Genomic DNA, 22,196 nt, shown 5'->3' with positions numbered 1-22,196 from the left:
CTGGTGCCCCGGCCCATTCCACCAGGGGCTGGTGGTCGCGCACCTGCCTGACCGGGCAACGCCGCGTTGCCCGGTCGGGTCTGGAAAAGAGTGGTCGCATGTTCCTGGAACAATTGATAGCGGGATTGACGGTCGGAACCACGTACGCCTTGCTTGCGCTCGGCTACAGCATGGTGTTCGGCGTGCTGTCGTTCATCAACTTCGCTCACGGCGATGTAGCCATGGTCGGCGCGTACGTATGCTGGTTCATGTTCGTCGAAGCCGGATGGGGCCTGGGCCCCGCCATGGTGTTGGCCATTGCCGCCGGGGTAGTGCTGGGTGTCCTGATTGAGAAGATAGGATACCTCCCGATCAGGCGCGCATCCAGGCTGGCCGCCATGCTGGTGTCACTTGGGTTCTCGTTTGTCCTTGCGACCGCTGTGCAGATAGTGTTCGGTACAGAGCCGCAGCACATGCCCCAGGCATTCGAGGTCACTACGTTCAAGGTGCTTAACACGGCAGTCAGCTCGCTCCAGATCCTCATACTCCTGTTCTCCCTGGCTCTCATGGCGGCGCTTCACCTTTTCGTGCAGAAAACGAGGCTGGGGACTGCGCTCCGGGCCACGTCCCTCGACAAGGAAACCGCCGGCCTCATGGGCGTGGACATAAACGGACTCATATCACTTACTTTCGCCATCGGTTCCGGCCTGGCGGTCGTGTCCGCAATCATGCTCGGTGTCTATTATGGCACCGTTTACCCAAGCATGGGCGGGGTCATCGGGATGAAGGGGTTCACCGCGGTCGTGCTTGGGGGGACGGGGAGCATCCCCGGGGCCATGGCCGGTGGAATACTGATGGGCCTGCTCGAGAGCCTGGGCGGTGCCTACATCTCAACGCGCTACGCCAACGCCATCGCGTTCTTTGTACTGATACTCACGCTGCTGTTGAGGCCGGCTGGCCTGCTCGGCAGGACAATATCGAAAGAGTGAGGCGACCATGACGAGCCCGTTGCGGACACTGTCCAATAACAAAGCGCTGGTCGCCGCCATTCTGGTGGCGCTCATCCTGCCCGTCATTCTCCCCACCCAGTACTGGGTGCACATGTTCTTCATGGCCACGCTGTGGGCATCGCTGGCGTGCAGCCTCAACATCGCTGTGGGATATACGAACCTTGCCAATCTCTCGCACGCAACGTTCTTCGGGATAGGTGCATATACCGCGGCTTTACTCGGCCTCCGCTTCGGGGTGCCTTTCTACATCACGCTGGTCGCCGGCAGCGCCGTGGCAAGCATTGCCGGCCTCCTGCTGGGCCTGCCCACTTTGAGGCTGAAGGGGATATACCTGGCGCTGGCCACCATGGGCTTCGGGCAGATAGTAAGGCTCGTCGAGCTCAACTGGGACGCTGTTACAAACGGCCCGATGGGGCTGCCGGGCATACCGTCGGCGGAATTCGGCCAGTACCAGCTCAGCAAGGTGGGCTTTTGCTACTACGCTCTGGCTGTGCTGGCAATCGAGATCCTGATAATCCGGAACCTGGTCGGCTCGCGTATCGGCAGGGCGCTCAGGGCTATCAAGAACGACGAGACTGCTGCGGGGTCGCTCGGCGTCAATGTAGTCTACTACAAGGTGCTGGCGTTCGTCCTGTCGTCGTTCCTGGCGGGCGGTATGGGAAGTATTTACGCGCACTACGTGACTTTCGTGAGTCCCGACAGTTTCACCTCGGCTGATTCGGTCACCATGATCTGCATGGTGATCCTGGGCGGCGCGGGGACGCTGTTCGGGCCCGTGCTCGGGGCTGTGATACTCGCCCTGGCGCCGGAAATGCTGCGTTTTGCCGACCTCTACAGGATGATCCTGGTCGGGGTCGTCATGATCGTTGGGGTTATCCTCAAAGAGGGCGACCTGGTGGATCGCATCCGGCGGTTCAGACGATCGCTCGCTGAACGGCGTGCCGGTGTCGAGGCTTAGTCGGACGTATCTGCATGGAGGCAGTGCGGTGAGCAAGATTGGCATGGGTGAACGAAGGTGGCCGGGGAATGGCAACTCCAGCGAGACCTGCGTCGCGCGAGATCGTAGCATGCTCGAGGTAAAGGACCTCACGGTGCGGTTCGGTGGCCTTGTGGCTGTTAACGGGGTCAGCATGAGCGTTCGCGATGGGTCTATACACGGACTCATCGGGCCGAATGGCGCAGGCAAGACCACGTTGTTCAACGTTGTGTCGGGGATTATCAAACCCACTGCGGGCGAGGTCGTGTTCGGCGGCCGCTCGTCGGCGGGACTCCCTTCGTACCGGCTCTGCGAGCTCGGTATAAGTAGAACGTTCCAGAACATCAGGGTGCTGGGCGATATGTCTGTGCTGGAGAACGTCCAGCTGGGCTTTCACTGCCGGATGAGGACCGGCTTAATGGATGCGATCACCAGGTCGAGGTTGCTCAAGGAGGAAGAGCGGCGTACGAAGGAGGATAGCCTGCGACTCCTGGAGTTTACGGGGATAGCGCGCCTGAAGGACGAGAAGGCGGGAAGCCTTCCGTACGGCCTGCAGCGCCGGCTCGAGATAGCTCGTGCACTCGCGACGCAACCGAAGCTACTCATGCTCGACGAACCATCGGCTGGAATGAACAGCGCAGAGAAGGTTGCGCTGGCCGGCCTTATCCTTTCGATACGGGACAACCTTGGCAAGACGATACTCCTCATCGAGCACGACATGAAGCTGGCGATGGGCCTCAGCGAAAGGATCGTCGTGTTGAGCCAGGGCGAGAAAATCGTTGAGGGGTTGCCCGCCGAGGTACAGCAAGACCCCCGAGTCATCGAGGCCTATCTCGGCAAGGGATACAAAGGGGGCGCCGCTGGTGCTTGAGCTCTCGAACATCGAGGTCGCATACGGAGACATAATCGCAGTCCGGAAGGTATCGATGAACATCGGCGCGCTAGAGGTCGTCGCCCTCATCGGAAACAACGGCGCCGGAAAGACGAGTATCCTCAAGGCGATCTCCGGCTTGCACCCGTTGAGATCGGGGAGCATCAGGTTTATGGGGAATCGGATCGATAACCTGCCGGTGCACAAGATCGCTGCTCGCGGGATCATTCACGTCCCCGAGGGACGCAAGATATTCTCCAGTCTCACCGTACGCGAGAACCTGGTGATGGGTGCATATCTGGTCCGCGACAGGCGGGCCATCGTGCGCGAGCTAAACCACGTGTATGACCTGTTTCCCATCCTGAGACAGCGCAGTTCACAACCCGGGGGCACCTTATCCGGTGGCGAGCAGCAGATGCTGGCCATCGGCCGCGCTCTCATGGCCCAACCCAAAATGCTGCTGCTGGACGAGCCGTCGCTCGGGCTGGCGCCTTTACTTGTCGACAAGATCGCCGAGAAGATTGTGGAGATCGCGGCGGGCGGCCTCCCCATCCTTCTCGTTGAGCAGAACGCCAAGATCGCCCTGGAGATTTCGCAAAGAGCGTACGTATTGGAGACGGGGGCTATCACACTGGAAGGCAGATCCAGGGAACTCCTCTCGAACGAGACTGTCCGGAAGTCATACCTGGGAGAGACCTGAGGAGTCGAAATCGGCTGGGAGGTTGATACGATGCAGATCTACTCAAACGTGTTGGAGGCCATAGGGAACACGCCCATTATCCGGCTGAACCGGATTACGAAGGGCGTTGACGCCGAGGTCGTGGTCAAGTTCGAGGCTGTCAATATCGGCGGGAGCATCAAGAGCCGGACGGCGCTGGGCATGATCGAGAAGGCGGAGCGTGAAGGGAAGCTCAAACCCGGGTCCGTGATAGTCGAGGCGACCACCGGTAACCAGGGTATAGGCATCGCGATGATAGCCGCGGTCAAGGGATACAAGGCGATTATCATAATGCCTGAGCATATGGGCAAGGAACGCAGGAAGATCGTCAAGGCATACGGCGCCGAGGTGATCCTCACGCCTACCCTCGAGGACATGGAGAAAACGGTGTGGGCCTGCAGGAACAAGGCCTTCGAGCTCGAGGCGTCCGACCCGAAATACGTCTACCTCAAACAGTTCGATAACGCTGGTAACCCTGACATCCACAGGCGCACCACCGCCGCGGAGATTCTCCGCCAGACCGATGGGAGGCTGGACGCGTTCGTCTCGACCATCGGCACCGGTGGGACACTCACGGGTATTGGCGAGATCCTGAAGGCCGCGATCCCCGGTATCAAGGTATACGGTGTGGAACCAGAAGCTGCGGCGCAGGAAGGCAGCGGAAAGAAGGGGCTTCACAAGCAGCAAGGGATCGGCGACGCTCAGAATACGAAGATACTGAACCGGGGGATCGTTGACGGCTGGCTCAGCGTGACCGACGACCAGGCTTACTCAATGGCCCGCAGGCTCGCGAGGGAAGAGGGCATATTTGCCGGCATATCGAGCGGCACGGGAGTCCATGCCGCGGTCGAGGTGGCGAAGAGACTGCCCGCGGGTGGGCGAGTGCTCACGATCCTGCCGGATACGGGCGAGCGTTACCTGGAGGATGAACTCTGGGCGGCTCTGTAGGGCGGCTTGCTGCCCGAAATGCATCAGACCAGGGGGTCGCAGGGCGAAATGCCCAGCGGTGGTTAAAGGTGGTGTGTTGATGAACATTGATAGACTGAATGCATTGCTCCGCCGAGGCGGTTACGACGCGATCGTGGCGACTTCTTTTCCGAACGTGTTCTACAGCACGGGGTTCGCCAGCCTTGGACAGAAGACGATTGCCGGGACGAAGGTATTCAGCGTTGTACTGCCGGGGAACCCCCCGCGCGTGACGGCGGTGTTCCCCGTGGGCGAGGCCGACCTCGCGGTCGAGGAGTTGCGCGACGGGATAGAGGTCTGGCCATTCGGGAAGTTCTTCATCGAAGGGGCGGACCCCGCCCTGCCGGGTACTGATGGCAAGCTGTCGCGGGCGCTTGCGTCGGTCCGGGGCTCGGCTGCCATTGAGACGCTGGTCGACCTCCTGAAGCACCTGGGCCTCCAGGGCTGCAAGGTTGCCGTGGACGAGTCCGGCCTCACCCCGCAGGAGTGGAACGCCCTGGCAGGATCGTTCCGGGGTGCTATTGCCCCCGCTTTCGCGGCATGGAAAGAGATCAGGACGGTCAAGACTGCCGGGGAAATAGGGCGGCTGAAACGTGCTGCGGAGATTACCTGCGCCGCCATGGACCATTCGCTGGCCGCCGCCAGGGAGGGTATGACGGAAGTCGAGCTGGCCGCCGTCTATGAAAAATACCTGCTTGATAACGGTGCCGCCACCATCCTGAGCGTGGTGCTGTTCGGAACGCACTCGGCGTACCCGAACGGCCTGCCCGGGAACCGCAGGCTCAAGAAAGGCGACATCATCAGGTTAGACGCGGGGTGCGTCTACCAGGGGTACCATGCTGACCTCGCACGGATCGCCCTGTTCGGCGAGCCGGACAGGCGGACCCGCGACAGGGCGCTGACCTATCACAAGGCCGCGCTGGAGGGCGTGAGGAAGGCCGTCGCAGCGATGAGGCCCGGGGTCCCCCCTGAGAAGCTGTTCGGCGTGGCCGTGGATACTACGCGCAAGGAGGGCATTCCCCACTTCAAGCGAACCCATGTAGGACACGGTATCGGCGCGGAGATATACGACCCGCCCATGTTGAGGGAGGGAATAACCACTCCGCTGGAGCCGGGGATGGTCTTCTGCGTGGAGACGCCGTATTACGAGCTGGGTTTCGGCGGTATTCAGGTAGAGGATACGGTGGTCGTCACCGAGAAAGGCGCGGAATACCTGTCGCCGCCGTCGAAGGAGATGGAAGTGCTGTAAGAGCCCCCAATTCGCCACGTGGGCGGCTTTACCTGAAGGCGGTTGAATGGGGTCCCCGGCGAACTTGCTGGCTGCGTATAGGGAGTACCGGCGCAGTCAGCCAGGCGAATACACGGGGTTCCGCGAACCAAGCCTCGAGCGCTTGGCCAAGATGATGATCTACCTTGTCGCACAGTCGCGGGAGCAGTTGTATAAGGTCAAGCTCATGAAGCTGCTGTTCTACGCCGACTTCCTGCATTACGCCAGGCAGGGAGTAAGTATCAGTGGGTTCCCCTACGCCCGCTTGGAGATGGGCCCGGTCCCCGACAATTTTCAGCACGTATGGGCATGGATTGAGACCGCCGCTACGGTCCGTACTAACCTGTAACCCGTGCCAGCCTTTGGGATCAACTGGACGTGATCCCCAGGATCCTCCGTGCTTCGTCGGGGGTCGCGACCTCCCGGCCAACTTCGGCTGCGACTCGCGAAACGCGCGCCACGAGCTCGGCGTTGGAGTTCGCCAGGCGCCCCTTCGAGTAGAAGATGTTGTCCTCGAAACCCACACGCACGTGGCCGCCTGACACAACGGACGCCACCGCGAGCGGCAGCTCGGCGCGGCCGATGCCGGCTACCTGCCAGGTCGACCCCGCGGGCACGCTGTTCGACATGAACACCATGTTGCGCAGCGCTCCGGCCATCGCGCCGGGCACGCCCAGCACGAAGTCGAAGTGGCCGGGTAGGGTGATCAGCCCGCGCTTTACCAGGATCATGGCGTTATCCAGGTGGCCGGCGTCGAAGCATTCGATCTCGGGCTTGATGCCGCGTTCCTTTATGGCCTTCGCGAACGACTCCATTATCTTGAACGTGTTCATGAACACGTCCTCTCCGAAGTTCAGGGTGCCCGTCGAGATGGTCGCCATCTCGACCGCGTCGTGCGAGTATATCGACTGCATCCGCTCTTCCGGCGTCATCCACACGGCACCGCCGGTGGACACCTGCACGATGATATCCGGGGCTTCCTGCTTTATAGCCTCGATAGCCTTCCGGAAAACGTTCTTGTCCTGGGTCGGGTTGCCGTCCTTATCCCTGACGTGGAGGTGCACCACGGCGGCGCCCGCCTCGCGGCACCGCTTGACCTCCCGCGCGATCTCGCCGGCCGTGATAGGAAGGTTAGGCTGCTCCTTCCTGGTGACCTCGGCGCCCACGGGCGCGACCACGATGATGAGCTTGTCCACCGAAAAACCCCTCCCGCCAATGGCAGATGCTGAAAGAAGATGCTGACCCGATGTAATTCGCCGCCCGTGGCGAGATTCCCCCGTGGCCGCAACGCCGGCGCCCCTTGGATGAAGGTGATCGCAGGAGTTGCGCAGTACCTCCAAGGGGGGAACACGCGGGGCGGCCCCGGCGTCAATAAGTGATGGAGCACACACCGGTGCTCACAACCGGCGGGTCCCCAGCGGTTCAAGAAAGGGTGGGTCGCGTTGAATTCCACTAAGAACTCACTAATCGTTCCGGCCATCATTGCCTCGCTGGCGCTCATCGCCTGCTCGCTTGTTGTGACGAGGCCGATCCAGGCCCTCGTGAGCGCCAAGAAGTCCATCACTGTCACGGGGTCGGCGAAGAAACAGATAAAATCGGATCTCGCGACGTGGAACGGCAACTTCTCGCGCCAGGGAGACGCCCTGCCGGACGTGTACGGCGTCATGAAGGCCGACCAGGCGAAAATCAAAGCGTATCTGGTAGCGAAGGGTATCCCGGAGAAGGACATCACGTTCCAACCGGTCTGGACGGAGACCATCTACGCGGGTGATCCGAAAACGGGCCGGATGACCAACGAGGTAATGGGCTACCGGATGATGCAATCGGTGCAGGTCCGGTCGACGGACGTCGAGAAGATCACGACGCTGTCGCGGGAGGCGAGCGAACTCATCGACCAGGGCGTCGTCTTCCAGTCCAATCCGCCGCAGTACCTGTACACGAAGCTCAATGACGTCAAGATCGACATGCTTGCCGAGGCGGCAAAGGACGCCGCGACGCGGGCGGAGAAGATGGCCGCCGCCAGCGGGAGCAAGGTGGGGCACCTCAGGGCCGCCAAGATGGGCGTGTTCCAGATCACCCCGCTCAACTCGACCGAGGTCGCGGACTACGGCATCAACGATACGTCATCCCTGGACAAGGAGATCACCGCCGTCGTCAACGCGGAATTCGCACTGGAGTAGGCTGGTGTGGTGACGGCGGAAGGACGGCGTTTGCACGTTGAATGGGGTGCAAACATGGTGCCTTGTGTGTGTGGCAGGCGCCTGCTGTTGGTGGTAGCCGGGCTGATAAGCGTGGTGTTGAGCGTGACGCTCGTATCGGCGTACGTCGTGTGGGGCGGTTCTACGCCGCCAGTGGGAAGCGGCTCACACGACGCAGGGCGACAGCCGGCGGCCCAGCCCGCGCCGGGTGAGACTCCGGCTCACCAACCCGGTCCGGGCGCGGCGCCCAACGGCGAGCGTTTGACGGTTGAAGAATTCCTCAAGAGGCACGACCTCCGGGTTGAAGGGGAACCCGAGCGATTCAAGGTGGAAGTCCCGAAGTCGTGGGGTGTTCGCCTCGGGGAGTACCCGGCCGGCCTCTACTGGGGCCTCGCGAACGAATTCTCGAGGAATGTGGGGCTCGACCTGACGCCGCTCAAGGGGAGAGAGGTCGAGGTATGGCGCGGGAGCCTGGCCGGCGGCCTTCCGGGCGAGGGGCCGCAGAGCCAGTACAGGTATCCGTCGAACATAGTCCTGCTGCTCGATGACGGCAAAGTTGCCGGTGCGTGGCTAACGTTCAACGTTATGGGAATTGGCCCGTCGGTCCGGATGCGAAACCTGAATGACATCACCGGACTGTCCTTTGAGGAATGGGTCGAGCGAGAGGACTACTTCTCGGACGCAGGCAAGAACGCCGACCTTATGACCCTTGGCCCGGTCGACGTGGTCAAGGCGTTCTTCGACGCGATCCAGAAGGGCGACAGGGTGAGGGCGAACGCGTGCCTGAGCCCTCGTTCGCACCAGAATTCGCTGACCGTGAATCTGGTCCCGAAGCGGCTGTATAACCCGGGCTTTGGGCACAACAACTCGCTTGTCGAAAATATCGTCAAGTGCCGGCTGATATCCTGGAAGTTCCTCGACCCCCAGAAGCCGGCCGTGGAGCTGAAGGAGGTCGGCGACCGCAACAGCATCGAGGTCGCGGCAGAGGTTGAACTCAAGTGGAGGGACGCAGCCTTTAACACCCCCACCGGCCGGACGACGCGGTTCATCACCCTGACGCGGTCGAATCTGGGCTGGAAGATAGAGGGCATGGGCACTGGACCATGACCTGTGCCGGCCATGACTGCGGGTCACCGGTCACGACGCTGCCGCGCCCCAAAGGTGCGGCAGTTGCCGCTCTATGCTGGGGGTTTGTGAGGAGTGTCGAAGGTTGGCGAACGATTCCTGCCGAAGTTGCTAGGATTTTGCTGCCGGCGAGTGGAAGCTCACGCCCTTACAAGGCGAGCGTAGAGGAGGCCGGAGTATTGAGCGATATCTCCGACCGGATCAGGAAATTGAGAAAGGAGTTGTCCGACCTGGCAAGCAGGAATCCACTCCAGGAGGAGTGTGTCCTGGAGCTGAGCAGACAGATAGATACGCTCGTGGTTTCCTACTTAAGGGAGGAAGGGGATTCCGAACGTGAGCTTGAGGGGGCAGAGAGTCAGGCTGGCGGAGGAAATCCACGCGATATGTCTCAGGATCGAACATGACAACGCTACGCTGAAAGAAGACGTCGCCACGTTGCTGAATAAAATGGACCAATTCATGGCAAGTCTTGATAGTGGTGAACTGGGCGGAGTCGACCCAAATCTCGAGAACGCGCAGCAACGAGGTGGATAGTCGCAATGGCGGCCCAGGACAGTACCACAGGATAGCTGACGGCGCCGGCGAACCGCGGGCGCCGTTATACTTTCCGGCGGAGATGTGCTATCGCCCCCACGTTAATGAGCGCCGAGACGATCGATGAGGCCACCACGGCCGCCGCGATACCGGAAACCCCCCATTCAGGCCTTCCCGGCAGGTACACCATTAGCCCGAGACGCACGAACCACGCTATCATGTCCGATGCCAGGGCTGCGTTCGCGCGCCCCAGCCCGCGCAGGGCCGCAGAGGAGACCTGGTCAACGTAAAGGCTTGGCGCCAGGGCGGCCATCTGCCTCAGCACCGCTGGGTTGCATGCGGACCCGTAGAGCACCTTGGACACCACCGGCGCGAATTGCCTGATCGTGACCGTGACTACCAGCCCGAACGCCAGCGCGACGCCGGCAGCGGTCCATATCCTCCGGCGCGCTTTCACCGGGTCCCCGCAACCCGCAACGTCGGGTACCAGCGATACCGCCAGTGAGGAGATGACGACGCCGGGTATGAATACCACGGGTCCCGCCATTCCCGTAACCTGCCCGTATCCGGCGAGGGCGGCGTGAAATGAGAACCCCGCCCTGCAGAGCGCCTGTGGGGCCAGCGAGACCTCGGCCATGCGCAACGCCGAGCTGATGAGGCGCGTGAGTGACACCGGCGCCGCCGTGCCGAGCAACTCCCGCGCCACCTTCAGCGAGGCAGGGCCGGACGCGTCCCCCGGGCGGGCCGGCCTCTGCACGTGCTCGATCTGCGCGTACTTCGCCCCCATCAGCGCCAGGCCGAGAACCTCGCTGAACGCGGTCAGGACGATGATCCACCTCACCTGGTCGCTGATGGAGGAGACTGCGGCGCGCATCAGGACGAATACGATCAGCCCGAAGCGGCATACCTCAGCTACCTGCTCCGCGGCGACCAGTGACCCCACGTTGTTGGAACCAAGGAAGAAACCCTCCAGGACCGCCCACATCGAGGACGACAGGATCATGAGACCGGCGGCGCCGGGGGGAAGGGCCTCGCGCGCCTCGAGCGACGGCGGGCGCAACACCCTGGCCAGGATGAGGCTCACCGTCGCTGCTACCACGGCAATGCACGTGGCCACTGCCACCGTCCTGTCGATATGGGGGTTTCGCCGGCCATCCGAATGTTGCGCGACGATCCTCGATGTCGCGGGTGACATCGCGTCGGTAATGGGTATCACGAATCCCATGAAATATGCGCTGACTACCTGAAACAGCCCTATTCCTTCGGCTCCCATGACGCGCGCCATCACGCTCCTCAGGGCCAGGCCCCAGAAGCGTGAAAGGAGCGCGCCCATCGTCAGGACGGCCGTAACCGTCGCCAGACGTTGCCTTCTCCGCCGCATACGCCCTGCCGGCAACCTCCCGTTCGACCGGCTGACACGATGCTATGCGCCGCTCACGCCGGGCATCCCGCAGGAATACAGTGGGGTTTCCGAGGCGAGAATAGCTGTAAACAGAGGGCGTGAGAGGAAGGATGCCATGATCAGGAGCAACAGCCTTCGGGCGATCATACTTGCGGCGCTGGTGGGCCTGCTCGCCTATTTCGCCCTGTCGAGGCCGGCGATACCGGGATTGCCGGGCACGCCCCGCATAAATCCGCCGGCCGGCCTGCCGCCTTCGGGGTCGCCTCAGGTGGGAGTATCACCACTGGCCGGGGGCCACGAGCGGGATAACCGGGTGCTCGGTGAATTCGACCTCGCCAGGATATACCCCGATCGGGTGTTGCGACAGGGAGACGTGAAGCAGAACCTCGTGGCTCTGACGTTCGATGATGGCCCGGACACCCAGTTCACCCCGCAGATACTGGACGCCCTCGCGCAGAAGGGCGTGCGAGCCACGTTCTTCCTCATAGGAAAGCGCCTGTCGGAGGCGCCCGCAGTGGTTGGGAGGATAATCGCGGAAGGCCACGCGGTGGGCAACCACACCTACAACCATCCCAATGTGATGCGATTCACCGCCGACGAGATCAGCAGCGAGATCGCGAGCGCCGGCGAGGCATTGCGCCGGTTCGGAGTCAGGCGGACAGACATGTTCCGGCCGCCGTACGGCGCGGTCCACGTGTCGTCGGTGGAATCCCTGGCCAACTCAGGCTACCGCCTGTACCTGTGGAGCGTCGATTCCCTCGACTGGAGGGGCCTGAACTCACAGCAGGTGATAGACAACGTCGTGCCGCTGGTGGCCAACGGGTCGGTGATACTCATGCACTCGGCCGGCGGACCGGGGGAGGACCTGTCCGGCACCGTGCAGGCGCTGCCGGTAATAATAGACCAGCTTCGCGCGAAAGGATATCGTTTCGTTACCCTCACGGAGATGTTCCCGGTCAGGTGAGGTTTATACCGAGAACGTACGACGGGTCCAGCGGCCGGCCGCGAACGCGCACCTCGAAGTGAAGGTGCGGACCCGTACTGAGGCCCGTGCTGCCCACGCGCCCGATTACCGATCCCTTTTCAACCTTCTGGCCGGCCTTGACCATTATCTGCGACAGGTGGCCGTAATACGTCTCGGTGTTCTGCTCATGCCTCAGAACCACGAGTTTCCCGTACGTCCCGCGGTACCCGGCGTAGCGGACTACCCCCGCCGCCGCCGCCCTGACGGGGTGGCCATACGAACTGGCTATGTCGATCCCCTCGTGTAACCTGCCCCACCTGAAACCGTACTCCGAGCTGATCGCGCCTGCCACGGGGATCGCCAGACTGATGGGCGCGGTGAACGGGTTCCACGCGGCCTCCTTGCCGCCCGCCTTATGTACCAGCTGGGCGCCCGCCACGCCCTCGCTACCCTCATTCGCAATCCGTGACTCGAGGCGTGGCTCCAACGGTGGCGGCTCCTGCGCGCCTGTGCCGGCGAGGAGCGCCGGTGTCGCCCCCCCGCCGGGGTTTGCCGGTGCTCCGGAGTCCGCGGGGGCTCCGGCGTCCAAGGGTTCGCCGGCGTCCGCCGACGCCCCGGCGTGGTAGGCCGGACCGGGCATCGCCGAAATCGCCACCCCCATACCGAAGCCCGCGCACGCCGCGATGAGAATGCAGCACATCATCGCCGGCAGCACAGGCACCCCGAGAGCGGTGTTTCCGTTTGACCTCACTTGCGTACCCCCCTGGACAACTCGTTTGGTATAGTAACCAGGAGAAGAAGAACGTAGTCAAAACGGCTGGCCGGGCGTGCCGTGCCAGGTGCAGGGCGCGAAGGAAGTGACTGGAAGAGTGCGACGGGCTCCGCCACATTCTATGCGCGGGCAGGGCCGACTTGCCAGCGCCCGGCTTTGCCGGCATCTAGCGAGAATGAAACGCCTCTCCCCTTGACGCGATAGGAACCTTTCGGACGGCTCCAGTGGAGGATTTGTCTATGAAAAGGAGAACGGCATAGTATAATCTAGGCGAAACTGGCCCGGGGAGGAAGCGTTGTGAAAACCAGGGACCTCAAGCACATCGAGATCATTGCGGAGCCCAACCTGAAGACCGGTGAAGGCACGGGGTGCGGCGAGTGCCAGAGCTCCTGCCAGTCGGCATGCAAGACCTCTTGCACGGTGGGCAACCAGAGTTGCAGGAACTGAATTCGCGGCTTGAGAGCCTGATACACAGGTTCAGGGTAGCCGGGGCGCCGCTTGTGCTGGATGTGGCGAGCGGCGCTGTTGCTTTGCTGGACGAAGTTGCGTGGGACGTCCTGCCATTCGCCGTAAACGGCATGCGCGTGCCGGGGGACATCACCCGCCTCCACGGGGCCGCGGCGTGCGCATCCGCGTGTGATGAGGTCGCGGACCTGGTGAAGGAGGGCTTCTTCCTGTCGCGGGATCCCCTCGAAATGGATGGCTGCGCTGGCCGGGACCTCGGCCATATACCAGGTTCTGAGAAGGCGCGCCCGTCCGGCATAAAGGCGCTGTGCCTGTATGTCACGGACCTCTGCAACATGCGCTGCGAGTACTGTTTTGCTTCGGGGGCCGCGTACGCCACGCCTGGCGCGGGGAACGCGCCCCCGGCCGGAGCACACCGGCATGCGCCGGGAGGCATGATGCCCCGCGAGGTCGCACGGCGCGCGGTGGACTTCCTTTTCGAGAACAGGGGCCGGCGCGAGAGTGTCGACATAGACTTCTTCGGGGGCGAACCCCTTCTAAACTGGGAGGTCGCCGGCGACACCATCGCGTACGCCCGCGAGAAGGGCCGCGGTGAGGGCGTGAAGGTGGGACTGACGCTTACCACCAACGCCACACTTCTCACGCCGGAGATCTGCGATTATCTCAATGACTCGGAAGTCAACATGGTCGTGAGCATCGACGGGAGACCCGAGGTGCACGACGGCGTGCGGACGCTCGCTTCGGGTGGATCGAGTTACGGCGACGCGCTCCGGGGGGCTCGCCTTCTCGCATCGTCAAGAACGCCGGGCGCGGCGGGGACCCCGCGGGCCTCGCGATCCCACTCCAACGACCCGTACCTGTACGTCAGGGGCACTTATACCCACAGGAACCTCCGGTTCGTAGACGACGTGATTTACCTGCTCGACCTCGGTTTCGACTGCATCTCCATGGAACCGGTGGTGTGCTCCGGAGGTCACCCGTGCGCCATCACCGCGTCCGACCTGCCCGTGCTGAGCCGCGAGTACGAACGGCTGGCTCTGGAGTACGTGCGGCGCGCCGGGTCCGGGCGCCCGTTCCGGTTCTTTCACTTCGAGATCGACCTGCGCGGAGGACCGTGCGCTGCCAGGCGCATGTCCGGTTGCGGCGCGGGACGGGATTACCTTGCGGTAAGCCCCGGTGGGTTGCTTTACCCCTGCCACCAGTTCATCGGCCGCGACGGGTTCGCCATGGGTGATGTCTGGGATGGGGTAACGCGGCCCTCACTGCGTGAGCGGTTCGGCGCCGCCGGCGTGGCAACCAAGCCGAAGTGCCGTCAATGCTGGGCGCGGTATGCCTGTGGGGGCGGGTGCCACGCCAACGCTCACCTCATGAGCGGGAGTATAGACGAACCGTATGATATAGGCTGCGAGCTCCAGAAGAAACGCATCGAGTGCGCTATCTACACCCGCGCCATGCTTGCCCGGGGCCGGGTGCAGGGCCGGGCCTAGCCTGGCCAGGTCAGTGGCGACCCAGCGCCGGCCCAGCGCTGGGACCAGCGCAAGGGTCATCCCCGCGGCTGTTTACATATACATATATGCAGGAATGTTCGGAATAATATTCCTTCGATGGTTCGAAAGGAAGATTTGGCCAAGGGTCGAAACTACTGTATGCTATGGCTTCTTGGGGGTGGCGTCTGGGGATGAAGCGCCGGTGGACTCTGTCGGCCGCGTGCCTGGTGGGCGTGCTGCTCGTCGCAGGCATGGGCCTGGGCGCTCGTTCTCTCGCCCGCGCATCCGTGTACGTGGTCAGCATAGACGGCCATCGGATCGGGACCGTGAAGGACCCCGCTGAAGTCACCAGATCCGTCGAAGCCATATTAACCGAGGCCAGGAACGTGTGGCCCGCGGACATCGAAGTGATGAGCAAGGTCGACTGTGTCCCCGCAAAGCGCGAGGACAACGGGGCGAATGGCGCGGAGCCGCTCACACCCGAGGCATTGACCGAGGTTCTCCAGAAGACGCTCCAGTTCTCGGCCACCGCGTACGTCATCCAGGTCGAAGGCAAAGACGTCGTCGCGCTGCGCGATCGCTCCGCCGCGGAGTTTACCATGGAGGAAGTCAGCCAGGCGTACGCCGGCGAGGCCTCGCGTAAAGGCACCAGCTCGAAAGTAGAGCAGGCCCGCGTGCTGCAGCAGGTTGAAATCGTCGAGAAGCGCGTCCCCGCCGAAACCCTCAAGGAACCCGACGAGGCTAAGCAGATCCTCCTCCGTGGGACCGACCGCGTCCAGCTGCACGTCGTCCAGAAGGGTGATAGCCTCTGGACTATCGCAAACGCAAACGGCATGACGGTCGAGCAGGTGAGGAAAGCGAACCCGCAGCTCGCCGGAGACAGGCTCAAGATAGGCCAGACGCTCAACCTCATCGTGCCCGAGCCTTATGTCAATGTCGTCACTGTCGAGACTGTGACCCAGGAAATAGCGATCCCGTTCGAGGTCGACGTCGAGTATGATGACTCGAAGTGGCCGTGGGAGCAGGCGATAACACGCCGCGGCGTCGCCGGCTGCAAGCAGGTCGTGCTGGAAATCAGCCGCAAGGACGGGCGCGAGGTGGCCCGGCGCATTGTCTCGGAAAATCTCCTGTCGGAACCCCAGACTCAGTACATGGTGCAGGGGTCGAAGTTGATCCCCAACCTGGGCACCGGCAGCTTCGCGTGGCCCGCGCAGGGTTCCATCACGTCAAGGTACGGATCCCGGCGTGGTGGCTTCCACCACGGGCTGGACATCGCCGCCCCGGTGGGGACGCCGGTCATGGCCGCCGACAGCGGCATGGTCGCATTCGCAGGGCGGTTGCCCTACTACGGCAACGTGGTGAGGCTCGACCACGGCGAAGGGAAGGCCGTCACGGTATACGGGCACCTGTCGAAGATACTCGTCAAGCAGGGCGAGGTCGTAAAGCGTGGCCAGGTTATCGGTAACGTCGGGAACACCGGCAGGAGCACCGGCCCGCACTTACACTTCGAAATCCGCCTGAATGGTTCGCCTACCGATCCACTGAAGATGTACCCGCCGTCCGGCTCCTAGGGCCTCAGTAACAGGCTTTTTAACTCCCTGTAATCCTGCTGTAACATGCGAGCTTTATATTCTAATCGAGGCGAAAGGCTAACCTTTCATGACCCCCTCTTAAATATAGGTGTTTGTGGCGCGAGAGCGCCACATTTTTTTTGAGCTGGTTTCACCACACATCCGCAGGACAGTTATGTTAACATGTCGAAACCGTGGGTATGAATGCCCTGCGTGAGGCCATAAGACACACCCGCGACATTACCTCTATACTACGCCTGGCGGCGGCCGCTTTAGTGGCGGTGCTTCTGCTGTCCATCGCCGGCGCGCGGCTGGAAGTGCGGCTGGGAGTGCCGCACCTCTTCAGGCTGGCGCGTTCGCGGGTTTACTGCGCGGCACGCGAGTGGCAGAAAGCCCGCACGCTGCGAACCCTCGATACGTGGCTCGTCACGCGAACGGGGAACGTCGTTCTGCATTTCACCCCGGGTGATGCCGGGATTGCCCCCGCCGTGGCGCGATACGCGGCTGACACGTACACGTCGGTCTCCGACGCGTATGACGGCCGCAGCCTGCCCCGCGAGGTGCACGTGGCGCTGCTCCCGTCGTTCGAAGCGATGGCGGAACTCATCCCGGGGTCAGGGTCCGAGAGGTCGGTGGGCGTGTACTGGGCGGGCGTGGTCGGGGTAGTCTCACCGGCGGCGTGGGGAGACATGTTCGGGGAAGGCCAACCACTCGAGCTGTTCCGCCGGTACAACCCGCTCAACCATGAACTCACCCACCTCGCGCTGGACTACGCTGCCGGCGGGAATTATCCGCTGTGGTTCTCGGAGGGTATCGCGCAGATACGCGAATACGAGACTACCGGCTACTCCTGGGTGAACACCGTGAGTACCGGTGATCCCGCGGTGTCCGTGATCGCGGTTGAGCGGGCATTCCGCAGCGAGGAGACGCTCGGCGCCGCCTACCGCGGCTCGATGGATCTCAGCCGGGTGGTACTCGACAGGCTTGGCGCCGGCGGCCTCGGGCGGCTGGCGACGTTCCTGAGGAGCGGGTACGGCTTCGAACAGGCGGTGGACCTCGCGGCGGCGACCGCGAGTGCGCAGGCGATAACGCAGGATAAGGCCTCTCCATTGTTGAAAGAACGCCCGCAGAGGTGAAATCGTTGGCGCAGAAGATCCTGGTCGTCGATGACGAGAAGCCCATAGCCGGCATAATCAAGTTCAACCTGGAGAGAGAAGGCTTCGAGGTACTCGTCGCGTACGACGGCCAGGCGGCCGTGGATCTCGCGGAGAAGGAGCCGCCCGACCTCATCATCCTCGACATAATGCTGCCGAAGATGGACGGCCTCGAGGTGTGCCGCATCATCAGGCAGAAGTCGAGGGTCCCAATCATCTTCCTTACGGCGAAGGAACAGGAGATCGACAAGGTTGTGGGGCTCGAGCTGGGGGCCGACGATTACGTAACCAAGCCGTTCGGGATGCGGGAGCTCGTCGCGAGGGTCAAGGCGTTGTTCAGGCGAGCGCAGCCCGCCGCGGGCGGCGAAACGCAGATCCAGGCCGGCGACCTGGTGATCGACCTCGATACATACGAAGTCACGAGGGGCGGCGCGAGAGTCCCCCTCACGTTCAAGGAGTTCGAGCTGCTGAGGTTCCTGGCGTCAAACCCGGGCAAGGTGTTCACCCGGCGGGTGCTCCTCGACGAGGTGTGGGGTTACGAGTACTTCGGGGACACCAGGACGGTCGACGTCACGGTACGGCGACTCAGGGAGAAGATCGAGCAGGACCCCGGGAACCCCGCGCTCATCACCACCAGGAGGGGGGTCGGCTACTCGTTCGCTCCACCGCAGGCAGAGCGAACGGGCGCCTGAAACCCGCACTGGAACGGAGGCGGCCGAGTGGGACGCAGCATCCGCTGGCGGCTTATCATCATATATCTCCTCCTCATCCTGGTCGCAATGGAGCTCACGGGCGTCTACCTCATCCAGGCGCTCGAGAAGTATTACATCTCCAGCTACACCACCACCGTCGTGTCCCAGGCCCAGCTGGTCGCCGGGTTCCTCGAGAGGTACATGGCGGGTGATCCCGACAGGTCGCGGATCAGCCAGCTGGTCCAGGAGTTCGGGCGGCAGAGCAGGTTTGACATCGTCGTGCTGGGCCCGAACGGCACGCTCATCGGTTCGTCCGGGGACAACCCGAAGGAACTCGAGAGGGCCTTGAACAAGTCAGAGATCTCGAGGGCGTTGTCCGGTGGACGCGGCCAGACTGTCGGCATCGCCCCCGCCACGGGTGACAGCGCGCTGCACCTCGTGGAGCCGATCCGTCTCGGGGAGCGCATAGCGGGACTCGTGTATGTGATCGCGTCGCTCGAGGGGACGTACCGTACGCTCGCCGACATCCGGACGATACTGGTCTATTCCGCGCTGCTGGCGCTCGGCGTGACTGCGGTGCTGGGGCTGATCGTGTCGCAGACCATAACCGGGCCGATCGAGGAGATCACGGCGAAGGCGCGACGGATGGCTGCGGGCGACTTCCAGCAGACGATCGAGGTCAGGTCGGACGACGAGATAGGCCAGCTGGCGGCCATGTTCAATCACCTTACAAACAGGCTGCGCGATACACTGTCGGAGATATCCGGCGAGAAAAGCAAACTCGAGGTCATGCTGACGAACATGGCCGACGGAGTGGTGGCGGTCGACGGGTGCGGAGCGATCATGGCCATGAATCCCGCGGCAGGCCGGATGCTGGGGATGGACCCGGGCGGATCGATCGGGAAACCGCTGTCCGGGCCGCTTGCGGATTCTGCGGATAGGTTTAAGGTTGCCGATCGCACACTCGTGGCGCGTTACGCGCCGATCAAGGGCGGGGGCCCCGACGGTGCCGGTGGAGAACGAGCCGGTACCGTCATCGTGCTGCAGGATGTCACTGAGGCGGAGCGACTCGACAGACTCCGTCGCGAGTTCGTGGCGAACGTCTCCCACGAGCTCAGGACGCCCTTGACGTCCGTCAAGAGCTACGTGGAGACCCTGGCGGACGGGGCCGTGGAAGACCCGGCCCTGACGCGGCAGTTCCTCACGACGGTGAGCAAGGAAACGGACAGGATGAACAGGCTGGTCCGCGACCTCCTGGAGCTCGCCTCGCTCGATCAGAACGATACGCTCTGGGACCGCCGCCCGATCGCGCTGGGCGACGCGGTCATCGAGGCGGTGACGCTCATCCGGCCTCAGACCGACAGGAAGGGCATTTCGCTGCAGGTGGACTTGCCGGACAACCTGCCCCTCGTGATGGCCGATTCCGACAGGATGCAGCAGGTAGCGCTCAATATCCTGGCTAACGCGGTGGAGTTCACCCCGTCCGGCGGGCAAGTGACTGTATCCGCATGCGCGCGGGCGGGCGGGGTCCATGTCGTGATACGCGACAGCGGGATCGGCATCCCGCGGGAGGACCTGCCGCGGATCTTCGAGAGATTTTACCGGGTGGACAAGGCGCGGTCCCGCGAGCTGGGTGGGACCGGTCTCGGGCTGTCGATCGCTCGCGAGATCGTGCTCGCGCATGGGGGCGACATCGCCATAAGGAGCCGCGTCGGTGAGGGTACAGAGGTGGAATTCTGGGTACCGGTCTCCGGCGGAACCTGCGGGGGGGGTGTGCCGGAATGATAGAGCGCGCCAAGTCGGTTACCCTCACAGTGCTGGTGTTGCTGAGCCTGGTCCTAACAGGCAGGCTCATGCTTGGTTTCCAGGGACCCGCGCGTAGTCCCGAGCAGCCGTTCCAGCTGGTAGTAGCCGAAAAGCCCAAAGTCGACATCAAGCAGGCGCTCAGGCCGTCGAGGATCGTCGTTCACCTGGGCGGAAACCAGCACACCGTGCTGTATCCGGGAGGGTCTGACTACACGGCATTGTGGGACACCGGCCTCATATCGAGGGCCGTCCTGGGCGAGGTTAGCGGCGTACCCCGCGAGAGCCCTGTTGACCTGAGGGCGCTCAGGACTGAGCAGGGGTCCATCGAAGTGATCTTGCCCGTAAGGCTCCCATTCTCTCAGTGGATGGTCATCTGGACCGGGTACCCCTGGACCGAGGGACCCGATTTCATGTGCGACAGGCTTGCGATCTCCACGGGCAAGACGCCCGCGGTGTTCGCGTACTCGTACAGGCACGACAGGTACCTCCGGTTCGACCTGCGGGGACTGGGAAGAGACTCGTCGATACTCCTCTCCCAGCTCAGGGACGTGATGAGAAAACCGCCGGCCAGGTACGTGGAGGCCCCCACGGAGATCAACGGCGTCAGCATAGACAGGGGGGTGTTCCTTCCGCTGGATCTGCCGGTGGCGACGCTCATGGTCAAGCCGGAACCGCTCGTCCCCGATCAGATCCTCCAGAAGTTCTTCCTGGACAGGTCCGTGGTCAGGAGGATCGAGGAGAAGGACGGGGCCGTGATCTACTCCGATGGGCGGCAGGGTCTCAGGATATACCGCCCCGGGGCGATCGAGTACACGTGCCCGCTCGTGACCGGCGATGCCTCAGGGATGGACGAACTCACCGTGCTCGAGAGGTCACTCGAGTTCGTTGCCACGCACGGCGGGCTCCCCGACGGGGCTTTCCTTCTTGACTCAATGGGCCGGGTTCACAAGCTCTCCGGCGGTCTCAGCGAGGTCCAGTTCTCTTACTCGTACAGGGGTATTCCGGTCTGGGGGAACGACTCGCCCATCTCCGTCACGCTCAGCTCGCAGGGGACCGAGTCATATCGCCGGTGCGTGAGAGTGGTTGTGGGCCCGTCGGCGCCGGCTAACCCCACGGTGCCGGGCGCGGAGGCGCTCAACATCGTCACAAGGCACTGGGGAGGGGTTTTCCCGGAATGGGTCACGAGATCTATCCGTGACGTATACTACGCCTACTGGAGCCTCCCGCTCGGGGAGCGCCAGGAAGCGCTCAAGCTTGTGTGGGTCATTGAAACCGCGACCGGGCCGAGGGCGTTCGTCGACGCCAGGTCGGGGGCTGTCTGGGGTGAGGAGAGAGCCAGGTGAACTGGTCCAGGGCGAAAACCGCACTCATCATAGCATTCCTGCTGCTCGATACCGCGCTGGGGTTTCAGGTCTGGGAGCAGACACGCGGTGCGGCGCGCGAATACGGCGCGATTACCAGCGCGGACCTGAGGAACGTGAAGGCCAGGCTGGAATCGGACGGGGTGCGCCTTGCCTGTTCCCTGCCGCGGGGACCGGCCCCGCTTCCGTACCTGGTCCTGAGGCCGGGCGCCGCGCGCGCCCGCGAGGTCCTCGACAGGCTTTCCGTCCCGAAGCCGGGTGGGGTTGCGAGCCTTGCGACACTCCTGGACAACGGGACGGTGATATACACGCGGGACGTGGCTGCCGGGGGCAAACCCGTCACGCGGAACGCCGCGGTGCAGCAGGCGCGGGCGTTTATCGACGAATACGTGGGAAAGTCGGCGGGGCTGGAACTCGATTACGCCCTGGCCTCGGGCGATTCGTGGGTCGTGGACTTTTGCGCTCGTGTCGACGGGAGACCGCTATTCAGTTCTCACGCCACGGTCAAGGTGTTCCCCGCCGGGCTCGCCGAGGCGCGGTTCGTGTGGTACGAGCCAGTGGGGTACAGCGCCCAGCGCCGCAGCATCATCCCGTCGACGGAGGCGGTGGTGACGGCTGCGGTGGCGCTCGGGTCTTCCGCCAGGGGACGGTCAATTGTGGCTGTCACACTGGGGTATTACAGCGAACCGTACGACGCCAGGCAGTGGGAATCCGTTCCCGTGTGGAGGGTGCTGTTCGACGACAGCCGGGAGATTTACGTTAACGCGCACACGGGCGAGGTCGAGCGTCCGCGGGGGGTCGGGAAGTAGCGGTTGCCCGCCCGGGGCGCAGGAAATGGCCGGTACACTGGCGAAGGTTCCACGCGCGTGAAGGCGCGG

At 63.2% G+C, this 22,196-nt stretch carries 22 protein-coding genes; 19 read left to right on the top strand and 3 right to left on the bottom strand.

The annotated features are described in order from the left end of the window. Positions 1 to 98: 98 nt before the first annotated feature. The 7 genes from HPY55_04130 (at position 99) to HPY55_04100 (ending at position 6,136) form a co-directional block, all read left to right on the top strand. On the top strand, positions 99 to 968 hold the full coding sequence (locus tag HPY55_04130) for a branched-chain amino acid ABC transporter permease (protein ID NPV69825.1): 870 nt from the start codon (positions 99 to 101) through the stop codon (positions 966 to 968). A 7-nt stretch (positions 969 to 975) separates the two neighbouring features. Then, the gene (locus HPY55_04125) at positions 976 to 1,947 is read left to right on the top strand and encodes a branched-chain amino acid ABC transporter permease (protein ID NPV69824.1); all 972 of its coding nucleotides are present in this window, start codon (positions 976 to 978) and stop codon (positions 1,945 to 1,947) included. Between the two features lie 109 nt (positions 1,948 to 2,056). Then, a complete protein-coding gene (locus tag HPY55_04120; GenBank protein NPV69823.1) occupies positions 2,057 to 2,836 on the top strand; it encodes an ABC transporter ATP-binding protein in 780 nt (259 codons plus the stop codon). A 55-nt stretch (positions 2,837 to 2,891) separates the two neighbouring features. Further along, the gene (locus HPY55_04115) at positions 2,892 to 3,536 is read left to right on the top strand and encodes an ABC transporter ATP-binding protein (protein ID NPV69822.1); all 645 of its coding nucleotides are present in this window, start codon (positions 2,892 to 2,894) and stop codon (positions 3,534 to 3,536) included. Between the two features lie 30 nt (positions 3,537 to 3,566). Beyond that, on the top strand, positions 3,567 to 4,502 hold the full coding sequence (gene cysK / locus HPY55_04110) for a cysteine synthase A (protein ID NPV69821.1): 936 nt from the start codon (positions 3,567 to 3,569) through the stop codon (positions 4,500 to 4,502). A gap of 79 nt (positions 4,503 to 4,581) precedes the next feature. Next, on the top strand, positions 4,582 to 5,769 hold the full coding sequence (locus HPY55_04105; protein ID NPV69820.1) for an aminopeptidase P family protein: 1,188 nt from the start codon (positions 4,582 to 4,584) through the stop codon (positions 5,767 to 5,769). Between the two features lie 46 nt (positions 5,770 to 5,815). Then, a complete protein-coding gene (locus HPY55_04100) occupies positions 5,816 to 6,136 on the top strand; it encodes a SocA family protein (GenBank protein NPV69819.1) in 321 nt (106 codons plus the stop codon). 19 nt (positions 6,137 to 6,155) lie between these two features. On the opposite strand, the gene HPY55_04095 is transcribed toward HPY55_04100, so the two are convergent. After that, entirely contained in the window at positions 6,156 to 6,983 is an 828-nt protein-coding gene (locus tag HPY55_04095) for a 3-keto-5-aminohexanoate cleavage protein (GenBank protein ID NPV69818.1), read from the bottom strand. 246 nt (positions 6,984 to 7,229) lie between these two features. On the opposite strand from HPY55_04095, the gene HPY55_04090 reads away from it, so the two are divergent. From HPY55_04090 to HPY55_04080, 3 genes are all read left to right on the top strand, one after another. Further along, positions 7,230 to 7,967: an SIMPL domain-containing protein gene (locus tag HPY55_04090; GenBank protein NPV69817.1), complete on the top strand. Its 738-nt coding sequence runs from the start codon at positions 7,230 to 7,232 to the stop codon at positions 7,965 to 7,967. A gap of 30 nt (positions 7,968 to 7,997) precedes the next feature. Continuing rightward, complete coding sequence (locus tag HPY55_04085) at positions 7,998 to 9,092, top strand: DUF4830 domain-containing protein (GenBank protein ID NPV69816.1); 1,095 nt, start codon at positions 7,998 to 8,000, stop codon at positions 9,090 to 9,092. A 197-nt stretch (positions 9,093 to 9,289) separates the two neighbouring features. Then, entirely contained in the window at positions 9,290 to 9,514 is a 225-nt protein-coding gene (locus HPY55_04080) for an aspartyl-phosphate phosphatase Spo0E family protein (protein ID NPV69815.1), read from the top strand. A 194-nt stretch (positions 9,515 to 9,708) separates the two neighbouring features. Here HPY55_04080 and HPY55_04075 read toward each other — a convergent pair whose 3' ends face one another. Continuing rightward, a complete protein-coding gene (locus tag HPY55_04075) occupies positions 9,709 to 11,040 on the bottom strand; it encodes an oligosaccharide flippase family protein (protein ID NPV69814.1) in 1,332 nt (443 codons plus the stop codon). A 121-nt stretch (positions 11,041 to 11,161) separates the two neighbouring features. On the opposite strand from HPY55_04075, the gene HPY55_04070 reads away from it, so the two are divergent. Further along, the gene (locus HPY55_04070) at positions 11,162 to 12,010 is read left to right on the top strand and encodes a polysaccharide deacetylase family protein (GenBank protein NPV69813.1); all 849 of its coding nucleotides are present in this window, start codon (positions 11,162 to 11,164) and stop codon (positions 12,008 to 12,010) included. Here the strand turns inward: HPY55_04070 and HPY55_04065 are convergent. Continuing rightward, positions 12,003 to 12,761, bottom strand: coding sequence for a M23 family metallopeptidase (locus HPY55_04065; protein NPV69812.1), 759 nt, complete (start codon positions 12,759 to 12,761; stop codon positions 12,003 to 12,005). The genes HPY55_04070 and HPY55_04065 overlap by 8 nt on opposite strands. Positions 12,762 to 13,079: 318 nt before the next feature. On the opposite strand from HPY55_04065, the gene scfA reads away from it, so the two are divergent. The 8 genes from scfA (at position 13,080) to HPY55_04025 (ending at position 22,127) form a co-directional block, all read left to right on the top strand. Then, positions 13,080 to 13,229, top strand: coding sequence for a six-cysteine peptide SCIFF (gene scfA, locus HPY55_04060; protein ID NPV69811.1), 150 nt, complete (start codon positions 13,080 to 13,082; stop codon positions 13,227 to 13,229). Continuing rightward, positions 13,217 to 14,734: a thioether cross-link-forming SCIFF peptide maturase gene (gene scfB, locus HPY55_04055; GenBank protein NPV69810.1), complete on the top strand. Its 1,518-nt coding sequence runs from the start codon at positions 13,217 to 13,219 to the stop codon at positions 14,732 to 14,734. The genes scfA and scfB overlap by 13 nt, the downstream gene beginning before the upstream one ends. Before the next feature lie 191 nt (positions 14,735 to 14,925). Next, positions 14,926 to 16,305: a peptidoglycan DD-metalloendopeptidase family protein gene (locus HPY55_04050; GenBank protein NPV69809.1), complete on the top strand. Its 1,380-nt coding sequence runs from the start codon at positions 14,926 to 14,928 to the stop codon at positions 16,303 to 16,305. A 275-nt stretch (positions 16,306 to 16,580) separates the two neighbouring features. After that, entirely contained in the window at positions 16,581 to 17,441 is an 861-nt protein-coding gene (locus HPY55_04045) for a hypothetical protein (GenBank protein ID NPV69808.1), read from the top strand. 5 nt (positions 17,442 to 17,446) lie between these two features. Then, complete coding sequence (locus tag HPY55_04040; GenBank protein NPV69807.1) at positions 17,447 to 18,151, top strand: response regulator transcription factor; 705 nt, start codon at positions 17,447 to 17,449, stop codon at positions 18,149 to 18,151. A gap of 27 nt (positions 18,152 to 18,178) precedes the next feature. Continuing rightward, entirely contained in the window at positions 18,179 to 19,936 is a 1,758-nt protein-coding gene (locus HPY55_04035) for a HAMP domain-containing protein (protein ID NPV69806.1), read from the top strand. Continuing rightward, positions 19,933 to 21,300 carry a hypothetical protein gene (locus HPY55_04030; GenBank protein NPV69805.1) on the top strand — a complete coding sequence of 456 codons (1,368 nt, stop codon included), beginning with the start codon at positions 19,933 to 19,935 and terminating at the stop codon, positions 21,298 to 21,300. Before HPY55_04035 ends, HPY55_04030 begins: the two co-directional genes overlap by 4 nt. Further along, on the top strand, positions 21,297 to 22,127 hold the full coding sequence (locus HPY55_04025) for a hypothetical protein (protein NPV69804.1): 831 nt from the start codon (positions 21,297 to 21,299) through the stop codon (positions 22,125 to 22,127). The genes HPY55_04030 and HPY55_04025 overlap by 4 nt, the downstream gene beginning before the upstream one ends. Positions 22,128 to 22,196: the final 69 nt, after the last annotated feature.

The sequence above is a fragment of the Bacillota bacterium genome (assembly GCA_013178305.1).
In the GTDB taxonomy this organism is placed as follows: Bacteria; Bacillota; Sulfobacillia; order JABLXB01; family JABLXB01; genus JABLXB01.
The sequence above is the reverse complement of the archived record's forward strand: the minus strand, read 5'-3'. Positions and strand labels throughout refer to the sequence as shown.

What these genes read in the sequence shown, in the direction of transcription:
- HPY55_04130 (NPV69825.1), top strand. Translation starts at nt 99, where the DNA reads ATGTTCCTGGAACAATTGATAGCGGGATTGACGGTCGGAACCACGTAC.
- cysK (NPV69821.1), top strand. Translation starts at nt 3,567, where the DNA reads ATGCAGATCTACTCAAACGTGTTGGAGGCCATAGGGAACACGCCCATT.
- HPY55_04070 (NPV69813.1), top strand. Translation starts at nt 11,162, where the DNA reads ATGATCAGGAGCAACAGCCTTCGGGCGATCATACTTGCGGCGCTGGTG.
- HPY55_04115 (NPV69822.1), top strand. Translation starts at nt 2,892, where the DNA reads ATGAACATCGGCGCGCTAGAGGTCGTCGCCCTCATCGGAAACAACGGC.
- HPY55_04120 (NPV69823.1), top strand. Translation starts at nt 2,057, where the DNA reads ATGCTCGAGGTAAAGGACCTCACGGTGCGGTTCGGTGGCCTTGTGGCT.
- HPY55_04030 (NPV69805.1), top strand. Translation starts at nt 19,933, where the DNA reads ATGATAGAGCGCGCCAAGTCGGTTACCCTCACAGTGCTGGTGTTGCTG.
- HPY55_04050 (NPV69809.1), top strand. Translation starts at nt 14,926, where the DNA reads ATGAAGCGCCGGTGGACTCTGTCGGCCGCGTGCCTGGTGGGCGTGCTG.
- HPY55_04125 (NPV69824.1), top strand. Translation starts at nt 976, where the DNA reads ATGACGAGCCCGTTGCGGACACTGTCCAATAACAAAGCGCTGGTCGCC.
- HPY55_04105 (NPV69820.1), top strand. Translation starts at nt 4,582, where the DNA reads ATGAACATTGATAGACTGAATGCATTGCTCCGCCGAGGCGGTTACGAC.
- HPY55_04100 (NPV69819.1), top strand. Translation starts at nt 5,816, where the DNA reads ATGGGGTCCCCGGCGAACTTGCTGGCTGCGTATAGGGAGTACCGGCGC.